The organism is Pseudomonas sp. B21_DOA (assembly GCA_030544685.1).
Taxonomy (GTDB): domain Bacteria; phylum Pseudomonadota; class Gammaproteobacteria; order Pseudomonadales; family Pseudomonadaceae; genus Aquipseudomonas; species Aquipseudomonas fluorescens_AO.
The window spans coordinates 3,143,749-3,160,040 of the sequence record CP086683.1 but is presented as its reverse complement, the minus strand read 5'-3'; the positions used below and the strand labels follow the sequence as shown (position 1 = coordinate 3,160,040).

Here is a 16,292-nt window from a genome sequence, read left to right as displayed (position 1 = left end):
GGTTGTTGCGGGAAGCGCCGGCCCTGATGACCGACGCTTTTTTCAAACTCAGAACGCGAAGCAGGAACAGCCGAACGCGCCCCAGAAACCGGCGAAATCGCTGACCGGCGCATTCGACATACGCGCTTTTTCATGGCTGTGGGTGTGCACGGCGCAAGGCCCGCTGCACTGGTGAACCTGCGCCTGCAACGGCGAGTTCGGGCGCCAGTGGCCCGGCACCTTGACCACGGGCGACCAGTCCGGCAGCACCGGAATCGAACGCGGGCCGAGGTCTTCGAAATCGCCGGCGGCGTAGACGATCTTGCCGCCGACCACGGTCATCACCGACTCGATCCACTTGATCGCTTCTTCTTCAACGCTGAAGAAGTCCGCGCTCAGTGCCGCGAGGTCTGCCAGTTGACCAACGCGAATCTGACCCTTCTTGCCCTGCTCCGAGGAGAACCAGGCGCTGCCGTGGGTGAACAGTTCCAGCGCGGTGCTGCGTGGCAGACCTTCTTCGTACAGGGCCAGACCGCCAACGGTGCGGCCGCTGACCATCCAGTACAGCGAGGTCCACGGGTTGTAACTGGACACGCGCGTGGCGTCGGTGCCTGCACCAACCGGCACACCTTCGGCGAGCATGCGCTTGATCGGTGGCGTGGCTTCGGCGGCTTGTTTGCCGTAGCGATCGACGAAGTATTCGCCCTGGAACGCCATGCGATCCTGAATCGCAATGCCGCCGCCCAGCGCTTTCACACGTTCGATGTTTTGCGGGGTGATGGTTTCAGCGTGGTCGAAGAACCACGGCAGACCGTTGAATGGAATGTCGCGGTTGACCTTCTCGAACACGTCGAGCATGCGGCTGATTGATTCGTTGTACGTGGCGTGCAGACGGAACGGCCAGCGCTGCTCGACCAGGTGGCGCACCACCGGCTCCAGTTCCTGTTCCATGGTCTGCGGCAGGTCCGGACGCGGTTCGAGGAAGTCTTCGAAGTCGGCGGCGGAGAACACCAGCATTTCGCCGGCGCCGTTGTGGCGCAGGAAGTCATCGCCCTGATGCAACTTGACGCTGCCGGTCCAGTTCTGGAAATCGGTCAGCTCTTCTTTCGGCTTCTGGGTGAACAGGTTGTAGGCGATGCGCACGGTCAACTGGTCGTCTTTGGCCAATTGTTCGATCACTTGGTAATCGTCCGGATAATTCTGGAAACCACCGCCGGCGTCGATCGCACTGGTCAGGCCGAGGCGATTGAGTTCGCGCATGAACTGACGAGTAGAGTTGACCTGATATTCCAGCGGCAGCTTCGGCCCCTTGGCCAGAGTCGAGTAGAGAATCATCGCGTTCGGCCGAGCGACCAGCATGCCGGTCGGGTTGCCATTGCTGTCGCGCACGATCTCGCCACCTGGTGGGTTCGGCGTGTCGCGGGTGTAGCCGGCCACACGCAGAGCGGCGCGGTTGAGCAAGGCGCGGTCATACAGGTGCAGGATGAACACCGGGGTGTCCGGCGCGGCCTGGTTGATTTCTTCCAGGGTCGGCATGCGCTTTTCGGCGAACTGGAATTCGTTCCAGCCACCGACCACGCGCACCCATTGCGGGGTTGGCGTGCGATCGGCCTGATCCTTGAGCATGCGCAGCGCGTCGGCGAGCGACGGCACGCCTTCCCAGCGCAGTTCGAGGTTGTAGTTCAAACCGCCGCGAATCAGGTGCAAGTGCGAGTCATTGAGACCAGGAATGACGCAACGGCCCTTCATGTCGACCACTTGCGTGGCGCTGCCTTTGAGGGCCATGGCCTCGGCGTCGTTGCCAACGGCGACGAAGCGGCCGTCCTTGATCGCCACGGCGCTGGCCAGTGGTTTTTCCCGGTCTACGGTATGAAATTGGCCATTGAATAAAATCAGATCGGCGCTCATCGCAGTTCCTCAAGCAAAAGTGAAAAGAAGCAAACCCCGCTCAACGCGGCGAGGTTTCTTGGGAATCGAGGTGTTCGTGGGCCTGGCTGGCTTCCAGCCACGGGGTGAACAAACGGGTGACCGGCGGCATCACCACGTAGACCACCGAAAGGACGATGGTCAGGGTGATCAGGAACGTGGCGACCACGTAGTTGGAAAGCAAAGGATGCAGCGCCAGCAAAGGGCCCCAGATCAGCGGCACCAGCAAGGTGTGCGGCAGAATCACCAGCAGCGAGACCACCGCCTGCTTCCAACGCGGCGGCGGCGAAGCGGCATCGCCCAGGGCGAGAACCAGAATTCGTTGACCGGGGCGACTTCGGTCTGATCACCGTCAGCCAGCATCGGCGCGGCTTCAGCCACCAGCGCCTGACGCTCGGAGGATTCCAGCCAGCCCTGCATCGCTTCGGTGGAGCTGAAGCGCAATACGCACGTGTAGAAATCCAGACTTCCGCGCTTGCCGCGTACCACATCCACACCCAAATGCCCTGCGCGCTGGCCGGCGACGCGCACGATGTTGCGCAGCCACGCTTCATACGCCGATTCGAAACCGGCCTTGACCGAGTGTTTGATGATCAACGTGACGGTCTCATCGGCCCCCGGTGCTTGTTGATTAAGGACTTCAGGCATAACGCAGCACTCCGGGCAAACGAACAGGAACCGCCAGCCGTCCCGGCCCGGCGATCAAGACAGTGGTGAAAAGAATCAACAGCAACCAGCCGAACTGCCCTTCGGCCACACTCCATTGCGGATGCACGACCAGCAACGCCACCAGCAGCACAAAGAGAATAGGCAAGCAGGCCAATCGCGCCAGCACACCGGCGACGATCAGTAGCGGGCAGAGAACTTCGGCGAAGATCGCCAGGCTCAGAGTCAGGTGGGCGCCGAGGTGGAACGGGTCTTCGATCAGTTGCAGTTGCGCCGTGAAGTCGAGCAACTTGGGCAAGCCATGCACCCACAACAGAAACAACCCACCGCTGACCCGCAGGAACAGCAACCCGATGTCGCGCGCCTGTTCATCCCTCGTAGCAATCATGACCCGACCCTTTGAATGTCATTGACGGGAATCATGCCAATGCCGGGGCGGAAGAAATTGGATGGGTGTGCTTAGTTGCGTTTCAGACCACCGGACACTCTGCTGCCAACCACAAAACAAAGTGGGAGTGGGCTTGCTCGCGAAGGCGTCAGGTCGGTTACATCCATGTTGACTGGCATACCGCTTTCGCGAGCAAGCCCGCTCCCACAGGGACCTGCGGCGTGCATTCAATTGGCTGACCATCACAAAACAATGTGGGAGTGGGCTTGCTCACGAAGGCGTCAGGTCAGTCACATCTATGTTGACCGGCATACCGCTTTCGCGAGCAAGCCCGCTCCCACAGGGATTGGCGGCGCGCATCCCATTTGCAGACCATCACAAAACAATGTGGGAGTGGGCTTGCTCACGAAGGCGTCAGGTCAGTCACATCTATGTTGACCGGCATACCGCTTTCGCGAGCAAGCCCGCTCCCACAGGGATTGGCGGCGCGCATCCCATTTGCAGACCATCACAAAACAATGTGGGAGTGGGCTTGCTCACGAAGGCGTCAGGTCAGTCACATCTATGTTGACCGGCATACCGCTTTCGCGAGCAAGCTCGCTCCCACAGGGATCTGCGGCGTGCATTCAATTGGCTGACCATCACAAAACAATGTGGGAGTGGGCTTGCTCACGAAGGCGTCAGGTCAGTCACATCTATGTTGACTGGCATACCGCTTTCGCGAGCAAGCCCGCTCCCACAGGGATTGGCGGCGCGCATCCCATTTGCAGACCATCACAAAACAATGTGGGAGTGGGCTTGCTCGCGAAGGCGTCAGGTCAGTCACATCAATGTTGACTGGCAAAGCGCTTTCGCGAGCAAGCTCGCTCCCACAGGGATTGGCGGCGCGCATCCCATTTGCAGACCATCACAAAACAGTGTGGGAGTGGGCTTGCTCACGAAGGCGTCAGGTCAGTCACATCTATGTTGACCGGCATACCGCTTTCGCGAGCAAGCCCGCTCCCATAGGGATCTGCGGCGTGCATTCAATTGGCTGACCATCACAAAACAATGTGGGAGTGAGCTTGCTCGCGAAGGCGTCAGGTCAGTCACATCCACACTAACTGGCATACCGCTTTCGCGAGCAAGCCCGCTCCCACAGGGATCTGCGGCGTGCATTCAATTGGCTGACCATCACAAAACAATGTGGGAGTGGGCTTGCTCACGAAGGCGTCAGGTCAGCCACATCCACATTGCCTGATACACCGCTTTCGCGAGCAAGCTCGCTCCCACAGGAGAACTGCTTGTGTAATCGAGATGAGTTAAAGCGCTGGAATATCCAGCGGCGCCGCCATGAACTGACTGATGCGCGAGCGTAGCCACTTCTCCGCCGGGTCGTTGTCGTGCACCCCGCTCCACGCCATCGACAACTGCGCGGCATCGATCGGAAATGGCGGGTCTTCGGCACGCAAGGCGCAGCCTTCGACTAAGGCACAGGCGGCATAATCCGGCACGGTGGCGATCATCTCGGTACCGGCGAGCAAGGCACGCAAGCCGCTGAACTGCGGGACACCGAGAACTACCCGGCGGCAGCGGCCGATCTTCGCCAGATCGAGGTCGATATTGCCACTCAGGTCACCGGAGAACGACACCATCGCGTGCGGACGCTCGCAATATTCATCGAGGGTCAGCGGCCCCGGACGATCATCGCCGCGCAGGACTTTGCAGGGAATATCACGCAGCTTCTTGCGCTTGGCGTTGGCCGGCAGATCTGTGGTGTAGCTGACACCCACGGAGATTTCTCCAGAGGCCAACAGCGCCGGCATCAATAGATAATTGGCGCGGCGCACTACCACGACAATCCCCGGCGCCTCCTGCTGAAGCTGGCGCAACAGCGGCGGAAACAGACCGAACTCGGCGTCGTCCGACAGACCGATGCGAAACACGTCGCAACTGCTCGCCGGTTCGAATTCCTTGGCGCGGCTGACCGCACCGGAAATCACATCCATGGCCGGTTGCAGCTCCTTGAGGATCGCCAGCGCCCGCGCCGTCGGCTCCATGCCGCGACCATTGCGCAGCAACAACGGATCGTCGAACAGATCACGCAAGCGCCCCAGCGCAGCACTGACCGCCGGCTGGCCCATGAACAGTTTTTCGGCAACGCGGGTCAGGTTCTTTTCGAACATCAGCGCTTCGAAAATCACCAGCAGGTTCATGTCGACGCGGCGCAGATCGTTACGGTTCATGGGCGTGGTTTCCTTATCGGTGTCAGACGCGTTTTGCCACTGGCGCTGGGCACTTTACTCGATCAACGGCACTTTCGCCGCGCGTTTGTAAGGGCCGTACTCCACCGGTACCCACTGAAAATGTTTGCCCTCGGCGGTGATGTGGCCGATGCCCGGGAACGGCAAATGCGCGGCCGTCACCCAGGTCTTGCTCGCGGCCGCAGCACGGAACACTGCCTGCCGACTGCTGATCGCTTGCTGACTGTCGACGTCGAAACCGATCGACACTTCCGGGTGCAGAAACTGCACCGCCAGGTTGTGCACCAGATCGCCCATGAACACGATGCTCTGCTGCTGCGAGGTGAAGCGGTACGTAGTGCTGCCCGGCGTGTGCCCGGCTTCGAGGGTGGCTTCGACCAGGCCTGGCAACGGCGACTGCCCGGGGGCGAAAGTCTTGAAGCGACCGGCGGCAACGTAGGCCGCGGTGGAATCCTGGGCGATTTTGAAAAACTCTTTGGCGCCGGCGGGAGCCTTGGCCAGCGCTGCCGGATCGAGCCAGTAGTCGGCCTCGGCCTTGGCCGCGTACACGGTGGCGTTGGCAAACAGCGGTTTTTTCTCTGCATCGACCAGACCACAGACGTGATCGAGGTGCAGGTGCGTCAAGAGAATCGTGTCGACCTGCTCAGGCTTGTAGCCGGCGGCCTGCATGTTGGCCGAAAGCTGCCCGGCGGTGGCGCCGATGCACTGCCCGGCGCCGGTATCTACCAGAATCAGCTGTTTGCCGGTGTTGACCAGGAACGCATTGAACGCGGTCTGCACCCCTGGGGTTTCAATCGAACGGCGTGCGAGCAGCGCGCGAATCTGGCTCTGGCTCATGCCCTGCAACAACTTCGGCGACAAATCGTTGTAGCCGTCGAACAATGCCGTGACTTCGTAATCGCCCACCGCCAAACGGAAATAACCCGGCGCCTGAGTGCCCACCTGCGGCGCCTGCGCCATCGCGCCGGACATTGCCAGCATCACCGCCACGGTCGTTGCTGCTTTCATCATGCCTTTCATTGCATCCCCCTGAACCTGGCCGACGGTGGCCGCGCTTGGTCGACATCGTCGCGCAAAGCGCCGGGCGCTGACTTGCAAGGATGTGCTGAGTTCCAGCCTCAGCAAGGAAATTAACAACGATTAACTCGTCAGCCTCACGCCCTCACCCAACAATGAAGACCTCTGCGCAGCGTTGCTTTTTGACCTGAGGGAATGCGCCGACCGTGTATTCCCCACCGACACGGACCTTGGCCATGGCTTATCTACAGCAAACCGTCGCCCTCGCCCCTGCCTGCGAACCGCGGAAAAACGCGACTGGCGGACTCAGTCCGCAGCGCGAACGTCAGATCAAACAGTTGATCCTCGATCGCCTGGGCGAAAGTCTCGAAGTGGCTGAACTCGCCCGTGCCTGTTCACTGTCACGCAGTCATTTCTCCCGCGCGTTCAAGTGCAGCACCGGCCTGTCCCCACAGGACTGGATTCGCGCCCAGCGTCTGGCCCGGGCCAAGTTGCTGATCCAGCACACTGACCTCAGTCTGACGCAAATCAGCCTGGAATGCGGCTTCTGCGATCAGGCGCACTTCTGCCACATGTTCACCCGCAGCGAGGGCATCAATCCCTTCGCCTGGCGCTGTCGGGTCATGGGCAAACCGAAAAACACCGCCGCGCAGCCTGTGTTTTGACTGCTGCCGTTACGCCACCCGTTGCACTGATGCCAAAACCTGAGGATTATGCCCGGACACCCCGGATCAGACGGCCTGCGCATGTGCCAGGCACTGGTTCGCCCTGTCCGTCGCATTACCGCAGGAGCGCGCTGTTGAGTTTTCCCCCGAATCAGGCCATTGCCTTTGGCCCCTATCGGATTCATCCCGGGCAACGACTGCTACTTGAAGGCCAACAGCCTTTGCGCCTGGGACGACGGGCGATGGACATCCTCCTGATTTTGCTGGCCCACGCCGGTGAAGTGGTGAGCAAGCAGCAACTGATGGCCGGGGTCTGGCCAGACAGTGTGGTTGAAGACATCAACCTGCGCGTACACATGGCGGCGCTGCGCAAGGCGCTGGGCGACGGACAGAACGGTCAGCGCTACATCGTCACCGTGGCGCAGCGCGGCTACAGTTTTGTCGCCCTCACCCTCCTCGACAGCATCGAACAAAAACCGGCGATGCCCGTCGCCAGACACAACCTGCCGCTGCGCCGCACGCGAATGATCGGCCGCCAGCCGGTGGTCGATCACTTGATTGCGCAACTGCCGCGCCGACGCTGCATCACCCTGGTCGGCCCTGGCGGCATTGGCAAGACCACCGTCGCCCTGCGCGTCGCCGAACAGCTGATTGGCCAGTATCGCGACGGCATCCGCCTGGTGGACTTGGCGCCCATCGCCGATCCCGCGCTGATCGGCTCGCACTTGGCGACGCTGCTCGACTTGTCCGCCTCCGAAGGCGATGCACAGGTGGATCTGGTCGCTGGCCTGCATGAAAGGCAAATGCTGTTGGTCATCGACAACTGCGAGCACCTGATCGATGCGGTCGCGTCGCTCAGCGAGCAAATTCTGCGCGGCGCGCCCAAGGTGCATATCCTCGCCACCAGCCGCGAGAGCCTGCGTGCTGAGGGCGAGTTTGTGCAGCGTCTGGAGTCACTCGAATGCCCGTCCATGTCGACGCCGATGGACCCGGCCCAGGCGCTGGGCTTTGCTGCGCTGCAATTGTTTGTCGAACGCGCCACGGCTGCCCGGGAAAACTTTCAACTGAGTCACGCCGAACTGCCGCAAGCGATCGAGATCTGCCAGCGCCTGGACGGCATTCCGTTGGCACTGGAACTGGCCGCCGCTCAGGTCAGCGAATTGGGCATGGACGGACTGCTCAAGCAGTTGCGCGAAGGCTTGCCGCCATTGTCGGCCGGACACCACAGCAGCGCCGAGCGACACCTGACCCTGCGCGCGACGATGGACTGGAGTTTCAACCTGCTCAATGTCTGCGAGCAAACCTGTCTGCGGCGATTGGGCATTTTCCGTGGCAGCTTCAGCCTCGCCTCGGCAGCAGCAGTAGTAATCGGCCAGCAGATCGATCCCGGCGCGGTGTTCAGCGCCGTCACACAACTGGTGGCCAAATCCCTGCTGAGCGTCGAAGTGGGCGACGAAGATGTCTTCTACCGTTTGCTCGACACCACGCGCCACTACGCACTGGAAAAACTCGAACAGGCCGACGAGCTCAGCGCAACCCGCCAACGCCACGCCGAGCGCTGCCTGACACTGATGCAGCAGGCGCAAGCGGATTGGGATAACACCCCCACCGTGCTGTGGATGGAGCGTTATGCCCGGGGTCTGGAGGATTTGCGCGCGGCGCTGGACTGGAGCCTCAACGGGCCGGGACCCGATGAGCTGGGCGTGCAACTGGCTGCCGCTTCGGCACCGTTGTGGCAGGAGCTGTCGTTGCTGCGCGATTACAGCCGCTATGTGCGCCGGGCACTGAGCCTGCTGGAGCCTTCGCGAGCAGGCTCGCTCTCACAGCCCTGCCCTCGCCTGCAAATCGCCTTGAAACTGGCGCTCGGCAGCGCGAGCTATCACACCTGGGGCGGCACGCCACAAACCATCCAGGCGTTCGTCGACGCCTGCCGATTAGCCGAAGAACATGGCGATCTGGCCGGACAACTGCGTGCGATATCGGGGCACATGGCGGTCAACCTGAGCTGCGGACACTACCGCATGGCACTGGCGCAAAGTGAGCAGTTCGACCGCATCGGCGTGCACGGCGAGCCGCTGCTATCACTGAGCACACATCGTTTGCGGGTGCTGGCCTTGCACTATGCCGGCGACCAACCGCAGGCTCGCGTGCATGCCGAGCAGGTATTGCAACGCATGGCCCACAGCGGCCATCTCAATCGCTTCACCCATGGTTTTGGCGTGCAGTACGACCAGAGTGTTGCTTCACTGACGGTACTGGCACGAGTGCTGTGGCTGCAGGGTCTGCCCGAGCAGGCTTGGCGCGCCGCACGGCAGGCGCTGGATATTGCCGTGCAGATCAACCACGGGACCTCGATCTGCTACACCCTGGCGCTGGCCAGTTGCCTGATCGCCCATTACAACGGTGACCGCGACAACGCCCGCGCCTTGCTGCAATTGTTGTTGGAACAATCACAGAAGCATTCGGTGCTGCTGTTCAATAACTGGGGGCGGCAGTATGCCCAAGTGATCGATCCAGACAATGCCGCGCCGGTATCGACGCAGAGCAGCGGTTTGATCCGGGAAGTGATGGTTACGCTGGATGAGCGCTTTGTCGATGAGGCAATGGTCGAGCGAGCACGCAATGGGGACGCGGGTTGGAGTACGGCGGAAATATTGCGGGCACGGGCGGCGGCATTGTTGAAGCATTTACAAACGCCGCTTCGCGAGCAGGCTCGCTCCCACAAGGGGTCGTCGTCGGGCGCAAATTCCGGGTTGTGCGCTGAATCCTGCGGGAGCGAGCCTGCTCGCGAATCGGCCCGCTCGGACACCGCTGCAACCCAAGCCGAACAAACCCTGCAACAAGCTCTCGACATTGCCAGAAACCAGGGCGCGCTGGCCTGGGAACTGCGTAGCGCCACGGATCTCGCTGAACTGTGGCACCGCCAATCGCGCCACCGCGAAGCACTGGATCTGCTCACGCCGATCTACCAGCGCTTTACCGAAGGCTACGCCACCCCGGACTTGCGCAAGGTGCGCGGGCTAATCGACAGCCTGCGCGAGAAATGCCCGGCCTGACGCATTGCGCGTGCGGCTGAGATAGCGCGCATGACGCCGTTCCAGCTCAAGCCACGCGTCGCTGCGCTCAAGCTGATCACGCGCGTAGCGGCGCACGGTGTTGAGCATCCAATAGCGAACCTTTGCCTGGATGGGTTGCTGAATCAGCAACGATTTGCGCGCCAGGTCTTCGATGATTGAGGTTAACCTGGAGCCGGCCAGATCCGCACAGCTGACCACGCTCACTGCAGCTTCCAGGGTAAACCCGCTGCCGAACACTGACAGACGCAGCAGCACGCGCTGCTCCGTTTCCGTCAGGTACTGAAAGCTCCAATCGATGGCAGCCGCCATCGACTGATGGCGCGGTTCCGCGGTGCGCCGGCCTTGACCAAGCAACTGCAGACCGTTTTCAACCTGGGCCTGTAGACCGATCAAACCCAGCGCGTCGATCTGCGCTGCGGCGAGTTCGATCGCCAGCGGCAGACCGTCCAGTTGACGGCAGATCTCGCGCACACCCGGCAAATCCTGTTCACGCAAACTGAAGCCATGCTGCCGCGCTCGCGCCCGATTGACGAACAACTGCACCGCCGGATAGCCCAAGGCTTCTTCGACGGTGTTCAATGTCGAGCGCTTGGGGATCGCCAACAGCGGCACGAAATGCACGGTCTCGTGCGCGACATGCAAGGCTTCGCGACCGGTGACCAGAATCGACAAGCGAGGAGCCGCGTGCAACAGAGTTTCAACCAGAGCCGCGCAGCTGTCGCGCTGGTGGTCGCAGTTGTCCAGTATCAACAAGGCGTGCCGGCCGGTCAGCGTGGAAAGGTCTATCTTCAGGGCGTGCAACACGTAATCGAGCAGCGATTTTTCATCTTCGAGGTTGGCAAGGTCGATCCACCAGGCGCCATCGCGGAAATATTGCAGCAGCAGTTCTGCCACGCGCAGTGCCACCGTGGTTTTGCCAACACCTGGCGCACCGGTAATCGTCATCAAGCGGCACACCGGCATTTGTCGAACCAGACTGCCGACCAAAGCATCGCGACCACTGACGGGTGTCAGTCGAGCCGGAAGATTGTGCAGCGGCTTGAGCCCGGCGGCGGGCATGGGCAGCGCATCATTTGGGTCCTGCTCCACCGGGGCGACAAAACTGTAGCCGCATTGCGCCACGTGAACGATGTAACGCTGGCCTTTGGTGCCATCGCCGAGTGCACGGCGCAGCGCCGCAATGTGCACCCGCAGATTGATCTCTTCGACAATCGACGTCGGCCAGACCTGAGCAATCAACTGCTCTTTGCTGACCACCCTGCCCGCGTGCTCGAGCAGCACCTGCAGAATGTCCATGGCGCGCCCGCCCATGCGCAGCGGTTGCTCTCCTCGAGAACCAAGCGTTGGCGCACATGAAAGGTGTAGGGGCCAAAACGCAGCACCCGACCGTGGTTTGTGTCGTTGTGATTAGTCATGCCAGACATCTTGGCACCCTTGCGTGACGATACAACCGCCACAGCCGACGCGGTACGGACATCCGGCTGCGCCAGACGGACAGAACCGCTCTAGCTGAACTGTTCCCGGTATTGCAACGGTGTAAGACCAAGCTTTTCGGCGAACAGCGAGCGCATGTGCCGAACGCTGCCGAAGCCACTTTTATAAGCAATGGTCTTCAGGGGCAGATCGCTGGTTTCCAGCAGGCTGCGCGCGCAGTCGATGCGGGCATTCTGCAGAAACTCCATTGGAGTCATGTTGACGTCACGGGCGAACAGCCGAGCGAAGTGCCGTGCGCTCATATTCGCCAATCCGGCCATGCGCTCGACGGTAAAGGCTTCGTCCAAGTGTTCAAGCACGTAATTCTGTACGCGGGTGACAGGCGTCTCTTGCGGCGAGACTGCTGCCATCAAAGGGCTGAATTGCGCCTGCCCACCCTGGCGTTTCATCACCACCAACAAGACCTTGGCCACATCCTGGGCGATTTTCTTGCCGTGATCCCGGGCCACCACCGCCAGCGCCAGATCGATGCCAGCGGTCACGCCCCCGACGTGATCAGATTGCGATCCTCAACGTAGATCTGGTCGGTGGTCACCGTAGTTTTTGGAAAAGCCTTGATCAGGCGCTCGGTGTAATTCCAGTGCGTGGTGACGCGATAGCCATCGAGCAGGCAGGCATGGCCGAGGATAAAAGCGCCAGTGCAAATCGAACCGTAGCGTTCGGCGCGCGGCACGGCGTTTCTCAACCAGGCGAACAATTCGGGAAATCTCTGGTTGTAGGCGCCAGGGCCGCCGGGCACCAATAACAGATCATAGCGTTCGGCCGCTTCGTCGATGTGCAGATCAGCCTGGACCTGCACGCCATTGGAAGCCCTCAGCAAGCCGCGCTCCGTGCCTAACGTCGTCAGTTGATAGTGCAAATCAGATTTCAGATAACGGTTGGCGACTGAAAACACCTCCAGCGGCCCGGCCATGTCGAGCATCAGAAAGTCGGGAAACAGCACCATTGCCACGGTTTTCATGGAGGGCATCACACATTTCAAGGGCCAATATTTACGCTGCAGCCGGGGCATCAAGGCTGACTCCGGCGTGATCAGCATAATCGAATGGGTGAACCATAACGCAAAACTGTCAACCTGAACCGGACAGTCTTTCTATTTCCATCTACTTATTGCCTTGTCGGGTAACCAGTAACCTTCTCCTCACTCGGACGAATTCACGTCCCGCCAGGAGATTTCATCATGCTGACTCTTCGCAAAGCCTCCGATCGCGGCCTCGCCAATCACGGCTGGTTGAAGTCGTTTCACACCTTCTCTTTCGCCAATTACCGCAACCCGCGTGAACAGGGTTTCTCCGACCTGCTGGTGATCAACGACGACCGGGTCGCCGCCGGTAAAGGTTTTGGCCAGCATCCGCACCGCGACATGGAGATTTTCTCCTACGTGCTCGAGGGCGCGCTGGAACACAAGGACACTCTCGGCACTGGTTCGGTGATCCGCCCCGGCGATGTACAGTTGATGAGTGCCGGCAGCGGCGTGGCGCACAGTGAGTTCAACCACTCGGCCACCAAGCCCGTGCACTTCCTGCAAATCTGGATTGTGCCGGACGTCAGCGGCGCCAAACCGCGCTACCAACAGGAACACTTCAGCGCGGAGAAAAAACGCGGTCGCCTGCAACTGATCATCTCGCCGGATGGTAGCAACGGTTCCCTGAAAGTGCGTCAGGATGCGCGGGTCTACGCCGGGTTATTCGACGGCGAGGAAAGTGCCACGCTGAAATTGCCGGCTAATCGTTACGCGTACGTGCACGTTGCGCGTGGCAGTGTCGAACTCAACGGCCAAGCCTTGCAGGAAGGCGACGGCGTGCGGGTTCGTGAAGAACAGCTGCTTACCTTGAGCAACGGCGTCGATGCAGAGGTTCTGGTGTTCGACTTGCGCCCTCAGGAGTTGCCAGAAATGCCATGATCTGGCGCGATGCACAGCGGCCTTCCACTGAAGGCCGTTTTTTATTGCGGCGACGCCGTTGAGGGTCGTTCAACTGGTTTGGGGGCAGAGACCTCTTTGCCAATCTGAATCGCTGCCAGGGTGGTTTGGATCGTGGTCATCACCGCCGCCTGATTGGCGAAATGCGCGCCAACCAGCAAAGAGGCCACGCCGAGGAAATGCACGGTGGTGGCCGCCCAGTAATTGGCCTTTACTGTCGATGCCTGCCTGATCGCTTCCCGCGATTCGTCGGCAATTTTCTGCACGCCCATCCACATCAGGTCATAACGCTTGTCGCGCTCCTGTAGGGCCTTGTCCCGTTCAAGATAGACCTTGTCCCGCTCTGCCTGAGCAGCGAGGAACCCGCGAATGTCGGCGCGCATTTCTGCCACGCGGCCGTCCATCCTCGTCTCGATGGTCTCTATCCTGGCATCGAATTCTTCGCGACTTATGCTGCTCATGGTTTGCCTTTTCTGACCTGCGTCCGATCTGTCCGTGCCTGCATATTGATTCACTTCCCTGATTTTCAATTCGACACCTTTATATGGCTACGAGACCTTCCCTGGCTCTTCGTTTCGATGCGGGACCGAGGTCTGCATCCAACTGCAGTCACAATAGATTTCATCGCCCTCGGCGACAAGCCGGCCCATTCTGCCTCGGACGTAGGCTGTTTCGTCAGACGTTGTAGCCTCGGCAAAATCCTGAATCCACTATTGGTTTTCCAGCGCAAAAGCCTCAACGATCTGCTCGATGACCGCCCGTACCCGCGCGGTGTGACGCAGGTCGGCGTGAGTGACCAGCCACACTTCATACGGCAACGGCCGGGTCCGCTCCGGCCAGAGTCTGACCAGGCCGTCGCGTTCGCCCATGTTCACAGGAATCTCCCCTACCCCGAGGCCGGCGGCAATGGAGCGACGCACCAAAAGGCTGGAACTGAGCGTGGCGACGATGCGCCCACGGCTTAACGGCTCGGACACCAGCGTGAGGTCTTTTTTGCTCTGCAAATACGGCTGATACACCACCAGATCATGGCCCTCGAAAGCACTGCCGGGCTGCGGTTCGCCATGCCGGTCGACGTAGGCCTGTGCAGCGAAAAGTCCTACAGGCCAGCGGGCGATTCGCCGGGCGATGAGATCCGGGTTATCCGGCCGGGTATTGCGCACGGCGATATCGGCCTCGCGCTTGGCCAGACTGAGAATTTGCGTCGACGCATCCAACTGGATCTGCACATCCGGATGTTGGTCATGCAGGCGCGCCATCGCAGGGATGATGAAGTCGATGGCCAGCGAGTCGGTGGTGCTGACCCGTACGTTACCGGTCAGCCGATCATCCAGCCCATGAATGTGCCGCTCCAGTTCCAGCGCCGAATGCTCCATTTTCTCCACACTTCTGAGTGCCGCCTCACCGACGGCGGTCAGCGCGTAACCATCGGATGTGCGCAAAAACAGCGTCGCGCTCAACGACTTCTCCAGCGCGGTGACACGCCGTCCGACCGTGGCCTGGTCGACGCCCAGAACCCGCGCAGCCCCACGCAATGTCGACTCGCGACAGACCGCCAGAAACACTCGCGCATCATCCCAATTCATGCTGTTCCTCCTAGAAGCATTTCTGCATCAGTGTGCCGCTTAATCGCTGCATATACGCAGCAACGATAGCCGATAAGCTGAGCGCCATACACCTCTTGTGAGATCGCTATCATGCGTACTTCAAACTCTTCCGGTATCTGGCTGCCGATTTTCGCCGGACTTTGCGCCAGCCTGGTCAGCATTGGCCTGGCGCGTTTCGCTTACACGCCATTGATCCCTTCGCTGATTCAGGCGCAGTGGTTTTCGGCCAACGATGTCGTCTATCTCGGCGCGGCCAATCTGGTCGGTTACTTGATTGGTGCCCTCCTCGGTCGGCCCATGGCTCATCGACTGGGTAACCGTAACGCCTTGCGGCTGATGATGCTGGCTGTCACGGCAGCGTTTTTTGCCTGTGCTTATCCGCTGTCGGTGAGCTGGTTCTTCGGTTGGCGCTTGCTGTCCGGCATTGCCGGTGGGGCGATCATGGTGCTGGTCGCGGCAACCGTGCTGCCTCACGTTCCGGCTTCTCGCAGAGGTTTGGCCAGTGGCGCAATCTTCCTTGGCATCGGCCTCGGGATTGCCGGTTCCGGAACCCTAGTGCCGCCGCTGTTGGCTCTTGGTTTGCAGGCAACCTGGCTGGGGCTGGGCGCGCTGGCGTTATTACTGACCGCGTTGAGTTGGTTCGGCTGGCCTGCCGATACCGCGCATACCGCGGCGGCGCACACGACGTTGGCCGATGAGCCGACACCGCCGGGCGTTTACCTGTTGTTCGCTCAATACGCGTTCATGGCTGCCGGGCTGGTGCCTGCCATGGTGTTTCTGGTGGATTACGTGGCCCGCGGACTGAGCGCGGGGCGCATATCGGCGCACTGGTCTGGGTCATGTACGGCCTGGGGGCGATTGTCGGACCGGTCACGTACGGTTTTCTGGCCGACCAGCTTGGCGCCCGCGCTGGCATCCGTCTGGTGTTGGTGGTGCAAGCGGTTGCGTTGGGTCTGCTAACCGTCTCCGATTCGTTTCTGGCGCTGGCGTTACTCGCGGTGATCCTCGGCTCGTTCCCGCCGGGCATCGTACCGCTGGCGTTGGCGCGGGTGCATGAGCTGGTGCCGTCGCATCACCATCAGCAGATCGCCTGGAGCCGCGCAACCGTGTCGTTCGCTACCTTTCAGGCACTGGCGGGGTTTGCCTATTCGGCGCTGTTCAACGCTTCGGGCGGCCAGCATACGCTGCTGTTTGTGATCGCCGCCGGCGCGATCGTGATTGCCCTGCTGCTGGAGCAAGCCATGCGCTGGCTGCCCGCTGCAACTCAAACTCGTTGCGCGGCGAACTGAAGGGAATCATTGCGCGCTCG

9 protein-coding genes and 4 pseudogenes are annotated in these 16,292 nt (G+C 60.9%); 4 read left to right on the top strand and 9 right to left on the bottom strand.

Annotation, left to right across the window (positions count from 1 at the left end):
• Positions 1 to 48: 48 nt before the first annotated feature.
• The 5 genes and pseudogenes from LJU32_14425 to LJU32_14405 form a co-directional block, all read right to left on the bottom strand.
• Positions 49 to 1,887 (bottom strand): amidohydrolase, encoded by a 1,839-nt coding sequence (locus tag LJU32_14425; protein WKV87042.1) that lies wholly within the window; start codon positions 1,885 to 1,887, stop codon positions 49 to 51.
• A gap of 40 nt (positions 1,888 to 1,927) precedes the next feature.
• Positions 1,928 to 2,553 (bottom strand): annotated as a pseudogene (locus tag LJU32_14420) (antibiotic biosynthesis monooxygenase).
• Positions 2,546 to 2,959 carry a DoxX family protein gene (locus tag LJU32_14415; GenBank protein ID WKV87041.1) on the bottom strand — a complete coding sequence of 138 codons (414 nt, stop codon included), beginning with the start codon at positions 2,957 to 2,959 and terminating at the stop codon, positions 2,546 to 2,548. The pseudogene LJU32_14420 and the gene LJU32_14415 overlap by 8 nt, the downstream one beginning before the upstream one ends.
• 1,301 nt (positions 2,960 to 4,260) lie before the next feature.
• The gene (locus tag LJU32_14410; protein WKV87040.1) at positions 4,261 to 5,184 is read right to left on the bottom strand and encodes a LysR family transcriptional regulator; all 924 of its coding nucleotides are present in this window, start codon (positions 5,182 to 5,184) and stop codon (positions 4,261 to 4,263) included.
• Between the two features lie 54 nt (positions 5,185 to 5,238).
• Positions 5,239 to 6,213: an MBL fold metallo-hydrolase gene (locus LJU32_14405; protein WKV91097.1), complete on the bottom strand. Its 975-nt coding sequence runs from the start codon at positions 6,211 to 6,213 to the stop codon at positions 5,239 to 5,241.
• Between the two features lie 242 nt (positions 6,214 to 6,455).
• Between LJU32_14405 and LJU32_14400 the strand changes: the two genes are divergently transcribed.
• Together LJU32_14400 and LJU32_14395 are read left to right on the top strand one after the other, a co-directional pair.
• Positions 6,456 to 6,884 carry an AraC family transcriptional regulator gene (locus LJU32_14400; protein WKV87039.1) on the top strand — a complete coding sequence of 143 codons (429 nt, stop codon included), beginning with the start codon at positions 6,456 to 6,458 and terminating at the stop codon, positions 6,882 to 6,884.
• Positions 6,885 to 7,018: 134 nt separating this feature from the next.
• The gene (locus tag LJU32_14395) at positions 7,019 to 9,940 is read left to right on the top strand and encodes a helix-turn-helix transcriptional regulator (protein ID WKV87038.1); all 2,922 of its coding nucleotides are present in this window, start codon (positions 7,019 to 7,021) and stop codon (positions 9,938 to 9,940) included.
• On the opposite strand, the pseudogene LJU32_14390 reads toward LJU32_14395, so the two are convergent.
• Both LJU32_14390 and LJU32_14385 read right to left on the bottom strand, forming a co-directional pair.
• Positions 9,905 to 11,376: pseudogene (locus LJU32_14390) on the bottom strand (helix-turn-helix transcriptional regulator). The gene LJU32_14395 and the pseudogene LJU32_14390 overlap by 36 nt on opposite strands.
• 90 nt (positions 11,377 to 11,466) lie before the next feature.
• Positions 11,467 to 12,416, bottom strand: a pseudogene (locus LJU32_14385) (GlxA family transcriptional regulator).
• Between the two features lie 219 nt (positions 12,417 to 12,635).
• Between LJU32_14385 and LJU32_14380 the strand changes: the two are divergent.
• A complete protein-coding gene (locus LJU32_14380) occupies positions 12,636 to 13,358 on the top strand; it encodes a pirin family protein (protein WKV87037.1) in 723 nt (240 codons plus the stop codon).
• Positions 13,359 to 13,399: 41 nt separating this feature from the next.
• Here LJU32_14380 and LJU32_14375 read toward each other — a convergent pair whose 3' ends face one another.
• The gene (locus tag LJU32_14375; protein WKV87036.1) at positions 13,400 to 13,906 is read right to left on the bottom strand and encodes a hypothetical protein; all 507 of its coding nucleotides are present in this window, start codon (positions 13,904 to 13,906) and stop codon (positions 13,400 to 13,402) included.
• A 180-nt stretch (positions 13,907 to 14,086) separates the two neighbouring features.
• A complete protein-coding gene (locus tag LJU32_14370; protein WKV87035.1) occupies positions 14,087 to 14,962 on the bottom strand; it encodes a LysR family transcriptional regulator in 876 nt (291 codons plus the stop codon).
• 111 nt (positions 14,963 to 15,073) lie between these two features.
• Here LJU32_14370 and LJU32_14365 point away from each other — a divergent pair.
• Positions 15,074 to 16,272: pseudogene (locus LJU32_14365) on the top strand (MFS transporter).
• The last annotated feature ends 20 nt before the right edge of the window (positions 16,273 to 16,292 follow it).

What these genes read in the sequence shown, in the direction of transcription:
- LJU32_14425 (WKV87042.1), bottom strand. Translation starts at nt 1,887, where the DNA reads ATGAGCGCCGATCTGATTTTATTCAATGGCCAATTTCATACCGTAGAC.
- LJU32_14415 (WKV87041.1), bottom strand. Translation starts at nt 2,959, where the DNA reads ATGATTGCTACGAGGGATGAACAGGCGCGCGACATCGGGTTGCTGTTC.
- LJU32_14410 (WKV87040.1), bottom strand. Translation starts at nt 5,184, where the DNA reads ATGAACCGTAACGATCTGCGCCGCGTCGACATGAACCTGCTGGTGATT.
- LJU32_14405 (WKV91097.1), bottom strand. Translation starts at nt 6,213, where the DNA reads ATGATGAAAGCAGCAACGACCGTGGCGGTGATGCTGGCAATGTCCGGC.
- LJU32_14400 (WKV87039.1), top strand. Translation starts at nt 6,456, where the DNA reads ATGGCTTATCTACAGCAAACCGTCGCCCTCGCCCCTGCCTGCGAACCG.
- LJU32_14380 (WKV87037.1), top strand. Translation starts at nt 12,636, where the DNA reads ATGCTGACTCTTCGCAAAGCCTCCGATCGCGGCCTCGCCAATCACGGC.
- LJU32_14370 (WKV87035.1), bottom strand. Translation starts at nt 14,962, where the DNA reads ATGAATTGGGATGATGCGCGAGTGTTTCTGGCGGTCTGTCGCGAGTCG.